Here is a 16,531-nt window from a genome sequence, read left to right as displayed (position 1 = left end):
TCCTTAATTATCAGTAGTTTCACTTACTGGTTGTAATTGGATTTCTTTTTGTAGGGAAGCGAGTTCACTCGCATTAGTCACACCCACACCGACTTGCGTCACTGCTAACGCAGACAATGCAGTAGCAAAGGTGATTAATTCTTCCTTTTGCATCTTTTGCATATGGCCCCAGCACATACCAGCCACTAAAGTGTCTCCGGCACCCACTGTGCTAACCACATTCATACGTGGAGGTTGAGCATGTAGCCACTGGCCTTGGTTTAGCCACATTGTGCCGTTAGCTCCCATAGAAACAACGACGTTATCAATGCCTTTGTTCGCCAATTCTGCAGCTGCCGAACGGCATTGTGCAGCGGTTACTAATTCTCGGCCAACAAATTGAGATAGCTCTTCATCATTGGGTTTTATTAACCAAGGATTAGCGTCTAACCCAGCAGCGAGTGCTGCACGGCTGCTATCAAATAACACTTTTTTACCAAGTGAGTGCAGTTTTTCAATCCAAGATGCACAAAGTTCAGGAGTTACACCACCTGGTAGGCTCCCTGCAAGTACGAAGAAATCGTGGTCTTGTGCAAGGCGAAGTAGGGTGCGCTCAAATACTTCAACATCGTCAGGTGAGACTTGAATACCAGGGAAATTGATATCGCTAACTTCACCTGATTCTTCGACCAATTTCACGTTTATGCGAGTTGAACCATGAATGCGGATGAATTCATCTTTAGCACCCATTTCTTCAAATAATTGACAAAACATTTCTTGGTTGTCTGCACCTAGAAAGCCAGTAACAGTCACTTCTGCGCCAAGGTCACTGAGTACTTTAGCCACGTTAACGCCTTTACCAGCCGCGTGCAGATTGGCACTTTTCACTAGGCTCACTGAGCCCACGTTCAATGTGTCTAGGCTACCCGTTAAATCGAGTGCAGGGTTTAATGTAATAGTGACGACTTTTTTCGTCATGAGAGCACTCCTTAGTTTTCGCCTAGACCAGCGGCAATCGCTGCACCGATAGCATCTAATGCTTGAGATGCATCTGCGCCATCAGCGGTGAATTGCAGTTTATGGCCTTGTTTAACACCCAGAGCGATAACTTTCATTAAACTCTTAGCATTAACTTGTTTACCATCACCATCAAGGTTAATGACTTTAATACTAGCTTCGAATTTCTTCGCTTCAGCAACAAGACAAGCACCAGGGCGAGCATGTAAACCATGTGGGTTTTTAATGGTAAATACGCGAGTATTGTCATCAGCAGCTTCGTCGCCAGCTGCTGCTGGAGCAGCTTCGCCATTCAGTAATGCAATGACTGTCTGAGCTGAATCAGCACTGGTGAGTGAGTCTTGCTCTTGTTTGAACACGATGTTGGACAGGTTAGTAAGCAGGGGTTGGTGCGCTGCGTTACATGCAGCAATCGCCACTACCGCGTTCACTTCTTGACCATTGTGCTGGCATGCTTGTGAGGTAGAAACAAAAGAAAGACCAGTACGAGAAACAGATTTATTACTGCTTACCAGCCATAGACCTTTACCAAGATGAGTGGGTTCTTTTGTTACTAGGTCGGCAACAAAATCCGCTGCCGCAGCGCCTTTGTTTTTCAGTAGGCCGCCCGCCACCGCGCTAAGTTGGACAAAATCTGTTGCAGGAAATTTGATTTGAACTAATGATGGATCAAAGTCAGCCTCAAATTGCACTTCGCCATTCAAGATGGCAATAATTTGCTGTGCGTCTTTCGCATCTTTTAAACTTTCTTCTACACCGTCAGCGGATAAGACTTTGGTCAATTGCTTCAAAATGCCTAAGTGCTCATCTGATTTTGCTGCAATACCAATTGCAACATAAACGGTATTACCATCACCCCAATCAACACCTTGAGGGAAGTGGTGTACAGCGACACCAGTTTGTTGTACTAAATCACGAGTGTCTGTTGTGCCGTGTGGAATCGCAATACCGTTACCCAAGAAAGTCGAATTTTGACCTTCACGGTTTAGCATTCCTTCTACGTAGCCTTCTTGTACTAGGCCTTTTGTGGTGAGATCGGCAGCGATCGCTCGGATTGCATCTAGCTTGTTAGACTGAGCCTGACCAAGTTTGATGTCTTGAGTAGATAGTTGCAGCATGTTTGCCCCTTTGTTTGGCTTTAATAGCCAATTGTTGTAACCACATTTCTTCGTTGTGGTCTGTAGGTTTACGCTATATTAATTAAGGTTGCTGAATCGTTTCAGCTGGTGCCTAAAAAAATTCAGCAAAACCCACTGTTAACATCAGTAATTGATATTTTGCATATTAAGATTTAGTCGAAAAATCTCAATAATGCGAGTTGTTGGTGACTTTGCTGAATAATTTCAGCTGTCATACTGAATCGATTCAGCATATAATTCAACATCAACAAGGATCGAGTGGTTATTTCTATGATCAGCCGCACATAATAAGAGAACACGACATGACGTTAGAAGAAATCGCCAAATTAGCCGGAGTATCCAAAACAACTGCCAGTTATGTCATCAACGGCAAAGCCCACAAGTATCGCATCAGTGACAAAACCCAAAAGAAAGTGATGGAAGTGGTGGATGCGCATAACTATCGTCCTGATCATGCCGCGTCTGCATTACGGGCAGGGAATAGCCGTTCGTTTGGTTTAATCATTCCAGATCTAGAAAACATCAGTTACGCACGTTTAGCCAAATTGTTGGAACAAAATTCTCGCCAAGCTGGGTATCAAATTTTGATTGCTTGTTCTGACGATAGCGTCGAGACAGAAAAAACAGTGGCGAATACGTTGGTCGGACGCAGAATTGATGCGCTATTTGTCGCGAGTACGATTCCTAATGCGAGCGAGTTCTATCTAAAACTTCAAACGTCAGGTACGCCGGTTATTGCAATTGACCGTCCGTTAGATGATGAATTCTTTGCCTGTGTCATTAGTGAGGATTTTAACGCTGCTCATGAACTGACTGAATCGGTATTATTTGATGAAGTTAAAAGTGTGGGGCTAGTGGGGGCATTACCGAAGCTGAGCGTCTCGCAAGAAAGGCAGATGGGATTTGAATCAGCAGTTAAAGAAAGAGGGCTAACACCACTACTCGGCTACGGAGAACACTTTAACCGTGCTGATGGCCGTCGTGTATTTCAAACATGGGTCGATAAGGGATGTGTTCCTGATGCGGTTGTGGCGACATCCTACACTTTGGTTGAAGGCATCTTAGATGTGTTAATCGAAAATCCGGATATCATGCAACGTATTCGTTTAGCGACCTTTGGTGATAACCGCTTGCTCAATTTCCTACCGATTAAGATTAACTCACTGCCTCAACAGTTCGAGTTGATTGCCGATAGTGCCCTTGAATTAGCGCTAAACGCGTCGGCAAAACGTTACCAAAGTGGCATTGAACTTATTCCGCGTAAGTTAAAAGTGCGTATTGATAGGTGATTTTCTACATAGAATGACCCTACCTTCAAACCTGTGATTTGCCTAGACGCACGTGCATGCTTATTAAGGGCGCCTCTTAAAGTCGTTAGGGTATATAAATGTCCATTTACTGGACATTTTTTGTCTTATTGACCGCTTTTGCTATTGCTTCATTAGAGAAATGATTCACAATAAGCACATTAGATCTAAATAGTTTTAAAATATGTGTTTACTGAGCCAATTATCTGTTTAGTAACATAGTTTTGCCACAGTTTAGAATGATATGTTTGGCTAGCGATTTAAATAACAATAGGAACGTAATGAAGTTTCTCCATACCTCAGATTGGCATTTAGGCCGTCAGTTTCACAATGTATCTCTACTTGATGATCAAGCTTTAATATTACAACAACTTGTTGATTACGTCCGACACCATCCTGTCGATGCCGTTATTGTCGCTGGCGATATTTATGATCGCTCGGTTCCTCCTACTCAAGCTATTCAATTACTTAATCAGGTTGTTTCTGATTTATGTCAGTCGCTTAATACGCCCGTTATCATGATTCCCGGTAATCACGATGGAGCGGCACGTCTTGGTTTCGCAGCTGAACAGATGAGAGCGTCTGGACTTTATATTATTTCCGATTTTTCCCAAATGCTTGAACCGGTTGTGTTGAGTAGTGAGCAGGCGGGAGAGGTAGCATTCTATGGGATGCCATATAACGATCCTGAGTTGGTACGGCATCACTTTAATGTCACGGTTTCAACACATGATGAAGCTCACCAAGTATTATGCGAAAAAATCGTTGAGCAGTTTGATAAGTCACAGTGTCACGTATTGATAAGCCACTGCTTTGTGGATGGGGCTATCGAATCAGAATCGGAACGTCCACTTTCTATTGGTGGCTCAGATAGAGTGAGTCATGAGCATTTCCTACCGTTCGATTACGTTGCTTTGGGGCATTTACATAAGCCTCAATATAAAGGGGAAGCTTTCATTCGCTACTCAGGCTCATTGATGAAATACAGTTTTTCTGAGCAACATCAGAAGAAAAGTATGACATTAGTGGAATTAGACAAAACAGGCTTTGTTTGTACAACACAGATAGAATTACATGCTGCCCACGAAATGCGGATTATTGAAGGAAATCTGGCGGATATTCTCGACCAAGCTGCAGACGACCCTCGCCCAGAAGATTATTTACTTATTCGCTTAACCGATAAGCACGCCATTTTAGATCCAATGGAAAAATTGCGTCAGGTCTATCCAAATGTTTTACACATTGAAAAACCAGGCATGTTGATTGGCATTGACCAAGAGATGAGCACCCAACGTTTAAAGCGAAATGAAATAGATATGTTTAAAGACTTTTTTCAAGAGGCCAAGCAAGAACCATTAACCCGCGAACAAGAACAAGCTATAGCGACGGTCATTGCAGATCTGAAAAAAGGGGAAGAGTAATCCTATGCGTCCAATAAAACTATCATTACAAGCTTTTGGCCCATTTGCAGGTGTTGAACAAGTAGAATTTGATAAATTTGGCGCTGCGCCGCTTTTTCTGATTAATGGCCCTACTGGTGCAGGTAAAAGCTCCGTATTAGATGCCATCTGTTATGCCTTATACGGAGAAACAACGGGCAGTGAGCGGACTGGGGATCAAATGCGATGTGATTATGCCGATCCTCATTTGACCACTGAAGTGCGCTTTGAGTTTTCTCTTGCTGATAAACAGTACGCTGTAGTTCGCAGTCCTGATCAAGAAGTGCCGAAAAAACGCGGTGAAGGCTTTACTCGTAAAACTCATGCCGCGACGTTAACCCAAATCGCGCAAGGCGACGAAACCTTGTTGGCCAATAAACCAACTCCGGTACGTAAGGCCATCGAGGAATTGATTGGTTTAGAGGTGAATCAGTTTCGTCAAGTTATGGTGTTACCTCAAGGTAAATTTCGCGACTTACTCATTGCCAATTCAAAAGATCGTGAAGTTATTTTTGGTCAGCTGTTTCAAACGCAAATTTATACACAAATCGAACGGGCACTGTTTGATAAAGCGGCTGGGATTCGAAAAGAAAAAGACCAATTTGATAACCAAATAAAAGGAGCACTTGATGTCGCTTCTTTAGCCAGTGAAGCTGAGTTACAACAAGAACTTAGCGTGACAAAACCACTTGTGGAACAGAGTGAACGTGAATACCAAGCTCAGCAAAACAAGCGTGATGAGATTAAACAGCAACTCTCTCAAGCTGAGTTATTAGTAGGGAAATACAACCAGCGCGAATCATTAAATAAAGATCTGCAGGTTCTCAATCAATCCACGTCACAGATAGAATCAGACAAAATTCGACTTGTTAAAGCGCGGCAAGCATCTCAATTAACGACGATTTATCAGCCTTTTCACTCCGCGCAACAACAGCTAGACGTTGTGATGCTTAAGCAAAAACAGGCACAAGTCGAATTCGAATTATGCGAAAAGCAGCTAAAAGAAGCTGAGTTGGCGGCTAAGCAAGCAACTCAGAACGCATCGGTCATTCCTGATAAAAATAAAACCTTGTACGAACTGCAAAGTATCGAAAAGAACATACGTTTGATTGGCGAACATGAGCAGCAACGAGTAACCGCTGACCAAACTGTGAAGGCAGCTCAAGAATTTCGAACCGTGCTAGAAGGGCGTATTGCCAAAGGTGAAGTTCACGTAAAAGAAAAGCGCGCAGAGTTAGAAGCGTTGAAAGAGAAGGTTGCACAAATCGATGTGAAACAGTGGCAACTTAAGACTCTCGGTCAGAACATCGAATTACGACACAAAGAACAAGCATTACAGACTAAATTACAGGCTTTACTATCTAAAAAAAGTGAGGCAGAAACCCAACTTGTGCAGTCAAAAGCAATCTCAGAAGCGAGTCGCGTAGCGGCAAATAAACTTGAGTTACAATGGCATCGTAATCAAGCGGCGCTTCTGGCAGCAACGTTGGAAGATGATCAACCCTGTCCAGTGTGCGGTAGTCATACACACCCGGCTCCTGCTATGGCTGATGGTGACGTTGTCACTAAAGAGCAAGTGGATAATGCCAGAACTATCCAGCAAAGGGATTATGACCATGAAGTTATGCTGGCTAACTCAGTAGAAAAAATAGTGGTTGAGATAGAGCATTTGCAAAGTGAAATACAGCAGTTGCTCGTGCAGCTAGCTGAAGTGCCACAATTAGCCGAACTCAATCAGAATAAAAAAGCATTGCAACAGGAGCTTGAGCAGTTATCTGCGCTCGACGTTCAACAGCACAGTCTCATGCTTGATAAAGCAGAGAAAAAATTGGTTGCATTACGTGAAGAGTACCAGCGTCAGCTTAGTGTGATCGAAGAGGCTCAGAAAAATCAAACGCGGTTGCAAACAGAGCTAGATTCTCTAAATCAATCATTGACTCCAGAATTAGACACGTTAGAAAAAGTGCTTTGTCATAAACAGGCATTGGAACAAGAGATTGCTCAGTTAACCACGCAAGAACAGCAGACACAGCAACATTTTGTCACAGTACAGAACCAATTATCGGCTCTTCGCTCTACGGTAGAGTCCTTAAATCAGCAAATAAATCAGTGGCAGTTAGACGTTGATGTCAATGAGAAAAAGTGGCAGTCTGCATTAGAACAAAGTGGTTTTAATAATCTGGATGAATATAAGTTATCCATAATAGACAAAGAGACGCAAGACCAGATTCAAGCGAGAGTTTCTGAGCATGACAGTCAATTATCAAAACTGTCTGGACAAGTTGAAGCGCTCGATAAAGAGCTAGAAAATCAACCTAAACCTGAGATTGAACCGATTAAAGATAAACTCAATGAATGTCAAACTGGGGTCAATCGCACATTTCAAGTGTTTACACAATATAAGTCTAAGTTAGATAATCTCACTCAAGTCGCACAAAAGTTAAAATTGCTTTACCAACACAATGAAACACTCGAAAAAGAATATCAGGTGTTTGGTACATTAAGCGATATTGCTAACGGGAGAACTGGAGCAAAAGTCAGTTTACATCGTTTCGTTTTAGGTGTGCTACTCGATGATGTTCTCATACAAGCATCACAAAGATTGCAAATCATGAGTAAAGGCCGCTATTTGCTTAAACGTAAGCAAGAACGAGCTAAAGGTAACGCAGGTTCGGGGCTCGATTTAATGGTCGAAGATGGTTATACCGGAAAATGGCGTGATGTCGCGACATTATCGGGCGGTGAATCATTTATGGCTGCTCTGTCGTTAGCGCTCGGTGTCTCGGATGTGGTTCAATCCTATAGTGGCGGTGTGCGTTTAGATACGTTATTTATTGATGAAGGGTTTGGTAGCCTTGATCCAGAGTCTTTAGATTTAGCAGTTCAGACTCTGGTAGACCTGCAGCAAGGTGGACGCACCATTGGCATTATTTCACATGTAAGTGAACTTAAAGAACAACTGGCATTAAGGTTAGATATACAAACTTCCCGCAGTGGAAGTGTTATAAAACTTATTGCTTAGCGATGAAAATCGCATACAAAATTAAAATAACAAGGCCTATGTGCCACATAAATAAGATAACAACGTCGTAGTGACAGATAACATAAGTAGAAACGGTATAATGATATCTAAGTCTAGTTGGTTGATTACATGGATGTAATCAAAAGAGTTTATCAATACGCGGAGCCAAATCTAACGATCATTGGTTGGCTGGGGGCCATCGGTTACCCGCTGTACTATGTATTGTGGCAATATCTATTTCCGCAACCCTATGAATCCTTGCTGCTCCGAGCAGTGGGGAGTGCTTTGTTTCTTATTTTAGCACTGCGTGATCGTCTTCCTAAGCAATGGCAACCTAAGCTACCTTATTTCTACTTCATTGCTGTTTTATATGGGCTTCCTTTCTTTTTCGGCTTCATGCTGTTTATGAACCAGTGGTCAACAGTGTGGGCGATGTCGTTTATGGCATCACTTTTCCTACATATATTATTAGTTCATGAACCCAGAGTCATGATGGCGCAATCACTGTCGGGCGTTATAGGCGCTTATTTGGTGGTGTCAGTCTTTGATAGTGATCAAACGCATTTGCTAATCGAATGGGCTTATATTCCTATATTTGTGTTTACCTATGTTTTTGGCAATCTGTTTAATTTCCGTAATCGTGTGACACACGACACCAAAGTGTCTATCGCTCGCTCGTTTGGAGCGGGTATTGCTCATGAAATGCGTAATCCATTTAGTGCGCTAAAATCTTCGATCGATGTGTTGAAAACGATGGTTCCTGAAGAGTCAACGGGCAGCCACGGAACAAAATCTTATCAGATGCAATCGAGTGATGTTTCATTAGTGAATGAAATTTTGCGCAATGCCAGTGAAGTCATTCGCTCAGGGAATGAAACGATTGATTTATTGCTCACCTCGATAGATCAAAATCGAATTTCGGCCAAATCGTTTAAAAAATACGATGCAACAACGGTTGTACAACGCAGCCTCGATTCTTTTGCTTATAAACGTCCGCAAGATCGCCATGCAGTGCGTTGCCACGCTGGACATGATTTTGAATTCTTTGGTAGCGACACCTTATTAAAATTCACACTCTATAATTTATTGAAGAACGCGTTCTACTACCAAAATAATGAACATTTTCATATTGATATTGAACTGAAAGAACAGGATGATATGAATGTGATTACTGTGAGAGACAATGGTATCGGTATCGAATCCCATTTATTGGAAGAAGTGTTTAAAGACTTTTATACCTTCGGTAAACCTCACGGATATGGTTTAGGATTGCCATTTTGCCGTAAGGTCATGCGCTCTATTGGTGGTGATATATATTGTACCTCTGTCTTTGGTGAGTGGACTCAGTTTACGTTAACTTTCCCTAAATACAGTTCACCGATTACCAATCAGATGAAAACGGAGTTACTGGCTAGTAAGTCAATTCTCTATATCGGAAAGCCAGGGTTAGCAACACGAGTATTGGATCAACAGGCGTTTTACTTGCAGTATCATTTTGAAGTAGTGACGTTACAAGCCTTCCTCGATAACCGTAAGACTGACTCAGAACACGATTTAATTCTGGTTGATTTAGAAAATGTGGGTGTAGATTGGCAACCTCTAGAATTATTGCGCTCTCGGCTTAATTTCTCACAATCAAAAGTCGCTTACCTTTATGATAGCAATCACTATTACCCGATTGATATCCAAGCCGAAAAAGACATCTACCCATTAGAATTTCGCGTATTACAGCTCGACACTGAGCAAATTCTTGATTCTTTACTGTTTGATTCTCAAGATATTATAGAAGCGCAAACGATGACGATTCTAAATGAGATCAGTGAAGAAGCCATTGCGGAAGTCAGTGGAGAATCTTCGAACAAAAGGGTGCTGATTGTTGATGATAATCACTCTTTACGTGCAGTGACGGTCTTGTTACTTCGTAAGCTGGGTTTCGATGTCATAGAAGCAGACGATGGGCAGCATGCCATTGAGATGCTAGACGGCAATGATGTGGACTTGGTATTGATGGACATTGAAATGCCTATTATGGATGGTCTAGAAGCGACAAAAGCCATTCGGTTATCAAACAAGCGTTACAGTAAAATTCCTATCGTTGGCTACACCGGAGACAATAGCCCACAAGCGATTCGTAATGTTCATGCAGCTGGGATGGACGATCACATCTTTAAACCAGCTGAGAAGCAGACATTACTACATACGATTGAAAAATGGGCGTAAGCTACGCTGAGCCGAGAGATGCGGCTGCTCATACTGAAATAGCGCGCGAGGCTTTAGCTCAGTTATCCTTAAGACTCAGTTATCTTTAAAACAAGGCTATAAAAAGATTGAATGCTTATTTTATCCAGCTTTTAGAGTGGTTTTATCTTTAAGTCTGTGTCTTTATCAAGAGCTCAGATATCTCTGATGCTTAACGTTACTTAGGTAATAACATGGTACTCACATACAACAATGCCGCGTAATAACGCGGCATTGTTGTATGTGTCATGCGAGAAACGATTACATAGGCTGGTTGCTGGTTTGTTGAACCTGCTGCAGTGCTTGTGTATCTTGCTGAGGTAAATCGTCTTGTTGGAGTTTCGCTTTTTTCAGTGTACGGTGTAGTAATTGACTGTAGATCGGTTGCCCACCCAATAATTGAGCAAAAATCACTGCACCTAAGCAAGTAATGATTAAAGGCAAAATTAAGTAATAGTTATTGGTCATTTCAATCACCAATAAAATGCCTGTTACCGGGGCACGCACTGTTGCAGCGAATAGGGCACCCATACCAGCAATGGCGAACATTCCTGGAGTGATATCTAATCCTGGGAATAAGCTTTGTGCAATCAAGCCAAATGCATAGCCGAAAAGCGTACCTAAAGCGAGCATTGGTGCAAAAATACCACCAGGAGCACCAGAACCAAAACAGCATAATGTAGTGAATATACGCCCAATAAATAACAAAATTAGAATTCCAGCAGCGTATCCACCCTCAGTAATAGTAGGAATAAGTGAAATGCCACCTCCGGTTAATTCTGGAACATAAAGCAGAGTTAAACCAAAAATGCCACCAATGATACCGCCTATAATTAAATAACGTTTACGATCGTTACGATGTAATTTTGCGAAAAAGTCCTGAGCTTTGGTAATTAATGTATTAAAGATAACGCCAAAAATACCAAAAAGAATACCAAGTAAAAGAAATAGTCCTAATGAGACTAATTCAGGTGCGTGATATTGTGGCATCTTAATAACGGCTTCTTGGCCATTAATAATGCGAAAGACAATATCAGACATGACCGATGAAATAATCACAGCTTTAATCGAGATTAAGCTATAGCGGAATTGAGGACGCATTTCCTCAACCACAAACATGATTCCAGCTAACGGTGCGTTAAACGCAGCGGAAAGACCGCCGGCAGCACCTGCGGCTAAAAGTGAATGGCGGGTATCTGTATTTTTCACACGGAAAATATCAGAAATCATGCGACCAATGGCACCGCCCATTTGTACGGTAGGGCCTTCACGGCCAAGGACCATGCCTGAGCCTAGCGCACCCATACCGCCGAAAAATTTAACCGGTAGCACGCGCCACCAGCGTACGGGACGCATTCCATCCATCGCACCTTCTATTTCAGGGATGCCAGAGCCTGCAGCTTCAGGACAAAAGCGGTGTGTTAAGTAATAACCCAATATCGCTAAAATGGCACTAATCAAGAATGCAGCTACGCCAAGAGGTAACATACTTGCGATTTGAGTAGACAACCAGTTTGTGCGGCTTTCTGACACCAAACGAACAGCATGTTCAAAATAAGTACCGACAAAGCCAGATAATATGCCAACCAAAACAGACAAAAGTAAAACAGAAGCAGGGGCTTTATCGATCGAGAGAAATTGGTTAATGGTATCTTTTGGAACTTTGGCTAATAAACTATGGGTTAATCTCTCTCTGGCGGTCATTTGAATTGGGCCCTCTTGGCTTGAAGACTAAGGAAAACAGCTTTTCAGCTGGGATTATACGCTCGAAATAAATGAACCATATATCTATAAATGGAATGTTGTATTCCAGATATGGAGTGACGTGCTTCAACTATTTTTAAAATAGAACGATCTAGCTAACATTTTAATGTCTATTATCTAATTTATTGCTCAATATTCTTTGCTTTTGATCAAAAGTATTTCAAGGTTTCATCAATTCCTCGTCGTGATATTTCAAGCGAATCGAATTGAAGTAATAAGTCATCTTTCGTTTATTACTTAATGTCATTTTAAGCGCTCGCTATCATAACAGAGTTGGGGCTTTAACCAATAAATCTAATGTGACTATTTACCGCTGAATGGGAAAATAAGTGTGTTTTTAAGCCATAAATTCAATTTTTAGCATTAAGTGCTAATTAAACATGGTTTATACCCAAGTAACCTCAAGATGCTGCTTGAGCGACGATGAATGTCATTGACTATATCGGGTAGTAATATGATATTGATGCCGCTAGATTCTCCAATAGATTTGGGTATACTTCCTGCAAAAGGAGTACCTAATGTCTTATAAAGTTCCTACCAATATCATCACGGGTTTTCTTGGCGTCGGTAAAACGACGACCATTCTAAATCTCTTAAAAAATAAGCCTGATAATGAAAAATGGGCCGTGTTAGTCAACGAATTTGGCGAAATTGGTATCGATGGTGCAATGATGTCTGAACAAGGGGCATTAATTAAAGAAGTACCAGGTGGATGCATGTGTTGTTCTGCCGGTGTGCCGATGTCTGTCAGTATTACGGCTTTATTGCGTCAACAACCAGATCGCTTGCTCATTGAACCAACAGGGCTTGGCCATCCGAAAGAAGTGGTAGCGATTTTAACGTCGGATCAATATAAGGATTATGTCGATCTTAAATCGACCATCACATTGGTTGATCCGCGCAATTTTAAAGATGACCGTTACACTTCAAATCAAAATTTTAACGACCAACTCGATTGCGGCGATATTATTCTTGCCAGTAAATCTGACCTTGCTCAACCTGAAGACTTAGCCAATTTTGAGCAATGGTTAAGTCAGCAACAGCCAAGTAAGCTTTATAGTGCGCTTATCGTTGCAGGGGAAATCGATCCGCAACTTCTTTCTCTTGACCGAACTAGCTCAAGTGCTTCGAATTATATTGAGCCTCATCATCATGAGCATGCCGATCAAGAACCACAATTTGCACTGGCACCGGGTCAGGCCTATGTTCGCCGCGAAAATCGTGGGCAAGGGTATTACAGCTGTGGGTGGCTATTTGGTGCTGAATATCATTTTAATTTTGATGATATCTTTTCGCTATTGAGTGACTTACAAGCTGAACGCATAAAAGCGGTAGTTAATACCGATAAAGGGTGTTATGCGTTTAACGTTTCTAATGGTGTTGTGTCTGTGACAGAGATGACGTTAGAAGGGTTTGAGTCACGCATTGAAGTCATCGATACTCAGCTTATGGCTTGGGATGAGTTAGAAAAAATCCTACTTAAACTTGCTGGGATTTTAGTGCCGTTCGAATGGACATTACAAAAGCCAACACGCTAACCTATAAAAATTAACCCCCTCATCTGAGGGGGTTAATTCGTTATTTGACTTTAGATTAACGCTTATTACGTAAATAACGTTTGCGGCGTTCTTCTTTTCGTTTCGCTTTATCTTCTGCCTTTTGCGCTTCATCAATTTCAACTTGAATGAGCTCTTCAGTGATCATCTCCGGTCGCTCTAATGTAATTTGACCTAGGGTGCCTTGGCGTAGTTCGTGAAGTAAGATTTCAGACGCTTTATGTAAGTCAACACGGCCTCCAGCACGCAATGCGCCACGTTTACGGCCTATTTCTTCCATCCATTCTAAATCCGACTCAGGCGCTTCGTCGATTTGATAACGTGCTTTAAGTTTATCTTGGTAGTGTTCAGCAAGATATTCAACGGTATAAAAGGCCACTTCATCGTATTCCATCGCCGTATCTTTAATCGCACCTGTGGCGGCTAAACGAAACCCACTGTGCGGGTTTTCCACTTTCGGCCATAAAATTCCCGGAGTGTCTGACAGTACAACACCATTTTGCAGGTTAATGCGTTGCTGACGTCGGGTAACGGCTGGTTGGTTACCTGTTTGCGCAATTGTACGACCCGCAAGAGAGTTGATGATCGTTGATTTACCCACGTTGGGAATACCCATGATCATGGTGCGAATGTTTTTGCCAATTTCTTCGCGATGCGGCGCCAGTTTGCGGCAAAGTTCTAGTATTTTTTGTACTTCTTGAGGTTGCGATGTGGTAATGGCCATCGCTTTTACCCCTTGTTCTTTTTCAAGATGTTCAATCCATAGCTCAGTGGTTTCTGGATCGGCAAGATCGCGTTTGTTCAGTACCTTAACGACCGGTTTATCGCCGCGGATCTGAGAAATTAATGGATTTTCACTACTAAACGGGATTCGGGCATCTAAAACTTCAATGATGACATCAATTTGTGGAATGACTTCTTCGATCTCTTTACGGGCTTTATGCATGTGACCCGGAAACCATTGGATTTTATTGCTAATCATTGAAATTGAAACCTTTACTTCAAATTAATAGGGTGACTGCAGGTAATCTCTAAGCGCGGTGCAAAGGTTGAGCATAGTTCAACCGATATGTTTTGTAACTTTATATTTTCGCCAAAGATAAACGATGACGTTTTCCTATCACTTAGGATAAGAACGCGCTGCAGTAAACTGGGCGCGAATTCTATCATTGAACCGTAAGTAACAGCAAAAATAACTGTTTAGCTCAATCCTAACTAGTAATGTAATCGTTTGCGCTGTATGATTCGCCGGCTTTATTCGTATACGTATTATCGGTCGCAAAGGAGGCGATAGATGACATTAGCAACAGCTAACGCAAGGCGTTCACCGTCACCAAAGCAAGCATTAATTGCTAGTGCCAGTGGCTACGCGATGGATGGATTTGACCTGCTCATTCTTGGTTTTATGTTACCTATGATCAGTCAAGGTTTGGGCCTGACTTCATCGCAAGCTGGTTCATTAGTGACATGGACATTATTTGGTGCGGTGATGGGCGGAATTATATTTGGCCAACTCAGTGATAAATATGGCCGAATAAAAATGCTAAGTGTCAGTATATTAATGTTTTCTCTTTTCACTGGTTTATGCGCTATCGCACAAGGTTACTGGGATTTATTAACATACAGAACGCTTGCGGGAGTGGGACTCGGGGGAGAATTTGGCATTGGCATGAGTTTAGTCGCTGAAGTTTGGCCTAAAAGTCAGCGTAACCGAGCCTCGTCCTATGTTGGTGTTGGCTGGCAAGCGGGCGTATTGGCTGCTGCTATTCTCACTCCACTGTTATTACCCTTCATCGGTTGGCGCGGCATGTTTGTTGTTGGGCTAATACCAGCACTTACGGCGTTTTTTATTCGTCAGCGTATTGGTGAACCCGTCGTGTTTAAGCAATCCCAACACGACACGATGAGTTACAAAGATCGGTTTAACCAGTTGTTTAAAGACAGCAAAACAGCGCGTTCGAGCATAGGTGTTGTGATACTAACCTCTGTGCAGAACTTTGGTTACTATGGCATTATGATTTGGATGCCGAGCTATTTAAGTAAACAGCATGGGCTATCGCTTAATGCATCGGGTGCTTGGACGGCATTTACTGTGGTGGGGATGACTCTGGGTATCTGGCTGTTTGGTTGGTTCGCGGATAAATTTGGTCGATGGAAAGTATTTCTATGTTACCAATTAGGGGCGGCTGTAATGGTATTACTCTATTCCCAGCTTAATGTTGCGAGTGAAATGCTTATTGCAGGGGCTGTCATGGGGATGTTTGTCAATGGCATGATGGGAGGGTATGGCGCTCTAATTTCAGATCTGTACCCAGTTGAGGCCCGTGCGACTGCGCAAAATGTGCTATTCAATATAGGACGTGGCGTCGGAGGGTTTGGGCCGTTTATCGTTGGTGCCGTAGCTGGCGAAAGCTCGTTTTCAACAGCGATAGCCTTACTTGCCTCCATCTATATTGTTGCAATGTGCGCGACCTTATTTCTGTTACCCAAACATTCTGCCATCGATCTAGAACAAGCTAATGTATTGCAATAACGGGGTTGTCTTTCCGACATAAATGTTTCACTACAAACCATCTAACAAGTTGAAGTAAAGCTAGATGATGCTATTTAACCGCAGCGAGGAACTTTGTTTCTCGCTGCTTTTTTATCCTTTGTGAAAGCTCTATCTCTACCGCGTGCTTAATCACACCAACTATTGCTAGAGTATTCGTGAGCTCAATTATTCTCATGTAACATTCGTCATTTAATATGAAAGTAGGTGATCTAAATCACATACAGTATGCTTTTTGATTCTTTTGTGTCCAAAATATGATACAAATCTCACACTCACATGACACGTGTTCCAAAATTTAGATAACTTACTGAGTGATAAATTATATATTTTTGTAAACATGTATTGTCACAAAGGAAGATGTCTTAAATTTCAATGGTATGTTGTTGTGACATTGTCACAAGTGTCGCAGCTTATAAGAATAGTCATCATCGTCATGTGGTGATAATAACAATATCCCTCTTGATGGGAGCGTAATGACGGTGTCATTGGCATTGAAGTAGAGATAACCATAACTGG

The 16,531-nt window shown here is 42.1% G+C and carries 10 protein-coding genes; 6 read left to right on the top strand and 4 right to left on the bottom strand.

Annotated elements, in window-relative coordinates:
• Positions 1-3 precede the first annotated feature (3 nt).
• Together pfkB and fruB are read right to left on the bottom strand one after the other, a co-directional pair.
• The gene (gene pfkB / locus I1A42_RS19600) at positions 4-957 is read right to left on the bottom strand and encodes a 1-phosphofructokinase (protein WP_196124569.1); all 954 of its coding nucleotides are present in this window, start codon (positions 955-957) and stop codon (positions 4-6) included.
• Between the two features lie 11 nt (positions 958-968).
• Positions 969-2,114, bottom strand: coding sequence for a fused PTS fructose transporter subunit IIA/HPr protein (fruB, locus tag I1A42_RS19595; RefSeq protein ID WP_196124568.1), 1,146 nt, complete (start codon positions 2,112-2,114; stop codon positions 969-971).
• A gap of 323 nt (positions 2,115-2,437) precedes the next feature.
• Here fruB and cra point away from each other — a divergent pair, with 323 nt between their 5' ends.
• From cra to I1A42_RS19575, 4 genes are all read left to right on the top strand, one after another.
• A complete protein-coding gene (cra, locus tag I1A42_RS19590) occupies positions 2,438-3,424 on the top strand; it encodes a catabolite repressor/activator (RefSeq protein WP_230389667.1) in 987 nt (328 codons plus the stop codon).
• A 299-nt stretch (positions 3,425-3,723) separates the two neighbouring features.
• Positions 3,724-4,863: an exonuclease SbcCD subunit D gene (locus I1A42_RS19585; protein WP_196124566.1), complete on the top strand. Its 1,140-nt coding sequence runs from the start codon at positions 3,724-3,726 to the stop codon at positions 4,861-4,863.
• Between the two features lie 4 nt (positions 4,864-4,867).
• Positions 4,868-7,903: an AAA family ATPase gene (locus I1A42_RS19580; RefSeq protein WP_196124564.1), complete on the top strand. Its 3,036-nt coding sequence runs from the start codon at positions 4,868-4,870 to the stop codon at positions 7,901-7,903.
• A gap of 129 nt (positions 7,904-8,032) precedes the next feature.
• Positions 8,033-10,123, top strand: coding sequence for an ATP-binding response regulator (locus I1A42_RS19575; RefSeq protein WP_161155887.1), 2,091 nt, complete (start codon positions 8,033-8,035; stop codon positions 10,121-10,123).
• Between the two features lie 279 nt (positions 10,124-10,402).
• Here I1A42_RS19575 and clcA read toward each other — a convergent pair whose 3' ends face one another.
• Positions 10,403-11,845 carry a H(+)/Cl(-) exchange transporter ClcA gene (gene clcA / locus I1A42_RS19570; RefSeq protein ID WP_196124561.1) on the bottom strand — a complete coding sequence of 481 codons (1,443 nt, stop codon included), beginning with the start codon at positions 11,843-11,845 and terminating at the stop codon, positions 10,403-10,405.
• 578 nt (positions 11,846-12,423) lie between these two features.
• On the opposite strand from clcA, the gene I1A42_RS19565 reads away from it, so the two are divergent.
• A complete protein-coding gene (locus I1A42_RS19565; RefSeq protein ID WP_196124559.1) occupies positions 12,424-13,443 on the top strand; it encodes a CobW family GTP-binding protein in 1,020 nt (339 codons plus the stop codon).
• 55 nt (positions 13,444-13,498) lie between these two features.
• Here the strand turns inward: I1A42_RS19565 and ylqF are convergent, their stop codons facing one another.
• The gene (ylqF, locus tag I1A42_RS19560; protein ID WP_161155881.1) at positions 13,499-14,443 is read right to left on the bottom strand and encodes a ribosome biogenesis GTPase YlqF; all 945 of its coding nucleotides are present in this window, start codon (positions 14,441-14,443) and stop codon (positions 13,499-13,501) included.
• Between the two features lie 312 nt (positions 14,444-14,755).
• Between ylqF and I1A42_RS19555 the strand changes: the two genes are divergently transcribed.
• The gene (locus I1A42_RS19555; protein WP_196124558.1) at positions 14,756-15,994 is read left to right on the top strand and encodes an MFS transporter; all 1,239 of its coding nucleotides are present in this window, start codon (positions 14,756-14,758) and stop codon (positions 15,992-15,994) included.
• Positions 15,995-16,531 lie beyond the last annotated feature (537 nt).

Origin of the sequence: Vibrio nitrifigilis (genome assembly GCF_015686695.1) — a bacterium.
Classification (GTDB): domain Bacteria; phylum Pseudomonadota; class Gammaproteobacteria; order Enterobacterales; family Vibrionaceae; genus Vibrio; species Vibrio nitrifigilis.
This window is presented reverse-complemented; position numbering and strand designations above follow the sequence as displayed.

Bases quoted from the DNA above. Each gene is read 5' to 3' on its own strand.
- I1A42_RS19555 (WP_196124558.1), top strand. From the start codon at position 14,756: ATGACATTAGCAACAGCTAACGCAAGGCGTTCACCGTCACCAAAGCAA.
- clcA (WP_196124561.1), bottom strand. From the start codon at position 11,845: ATGACCGCCAGAGAGAGATTAACCCATAGTTTATTAGCCAAAGTTCCA.
- ylqF (WP_161155881.1), bottom strand. From the start codon at position 14,443: ATGATTAGCAATAAAATCCAATGGTTTCCGGGTCACATGCATAAAGCC.
- I1A42_RS19575 (WP_161155887.1), top strand. From the start codon at position 8,033: ATGGATGTAATCAAAAGAGTTTATCAATACGCGGAGCCAAATCTAACG.
- I1A42_RS19580 (WP_196124564.1), top strand. From the start codon at position 4,868: ATGCGTCCAATAAAACTATCATTACAAGCTTTTGGCCCATTTGCAGGT.
- fruB (WP_196124568.1), bottom strand. From the start codon at position 2,114: ATGCTGCAACTATCTACTCAAGACATCAAACTTGGTCAGGCTCAGTCT.
- I1A42_RS19585 (WP_196124566.1), top strand. From the start codon at position 3,724: ATGAAGTTTCTCCATACCTCAGATTGGCATTTAGGCCGTCAGTTTCAC.
- cra (WP_230389667.1), top strand. From the start codon at position 2,438: ATGACGTTAGAAGAAATCGCCAAATTAGCCGGAGTATCCAAAACAACT.
- pfkB (WP_196124569.1), bottom strand. From the start codon at position 957: ATGACGAAAAAAGTCGTCACTATTACATTAAACCCTGCACTCGATTTA.
- I1A42_RS19565 (WP_196124559.1), top strand. From the start codon at position 12,424: ATGTCTTATAAAGTTCCTACCAATATCATCACGGGTTTTCTTGGCGTC.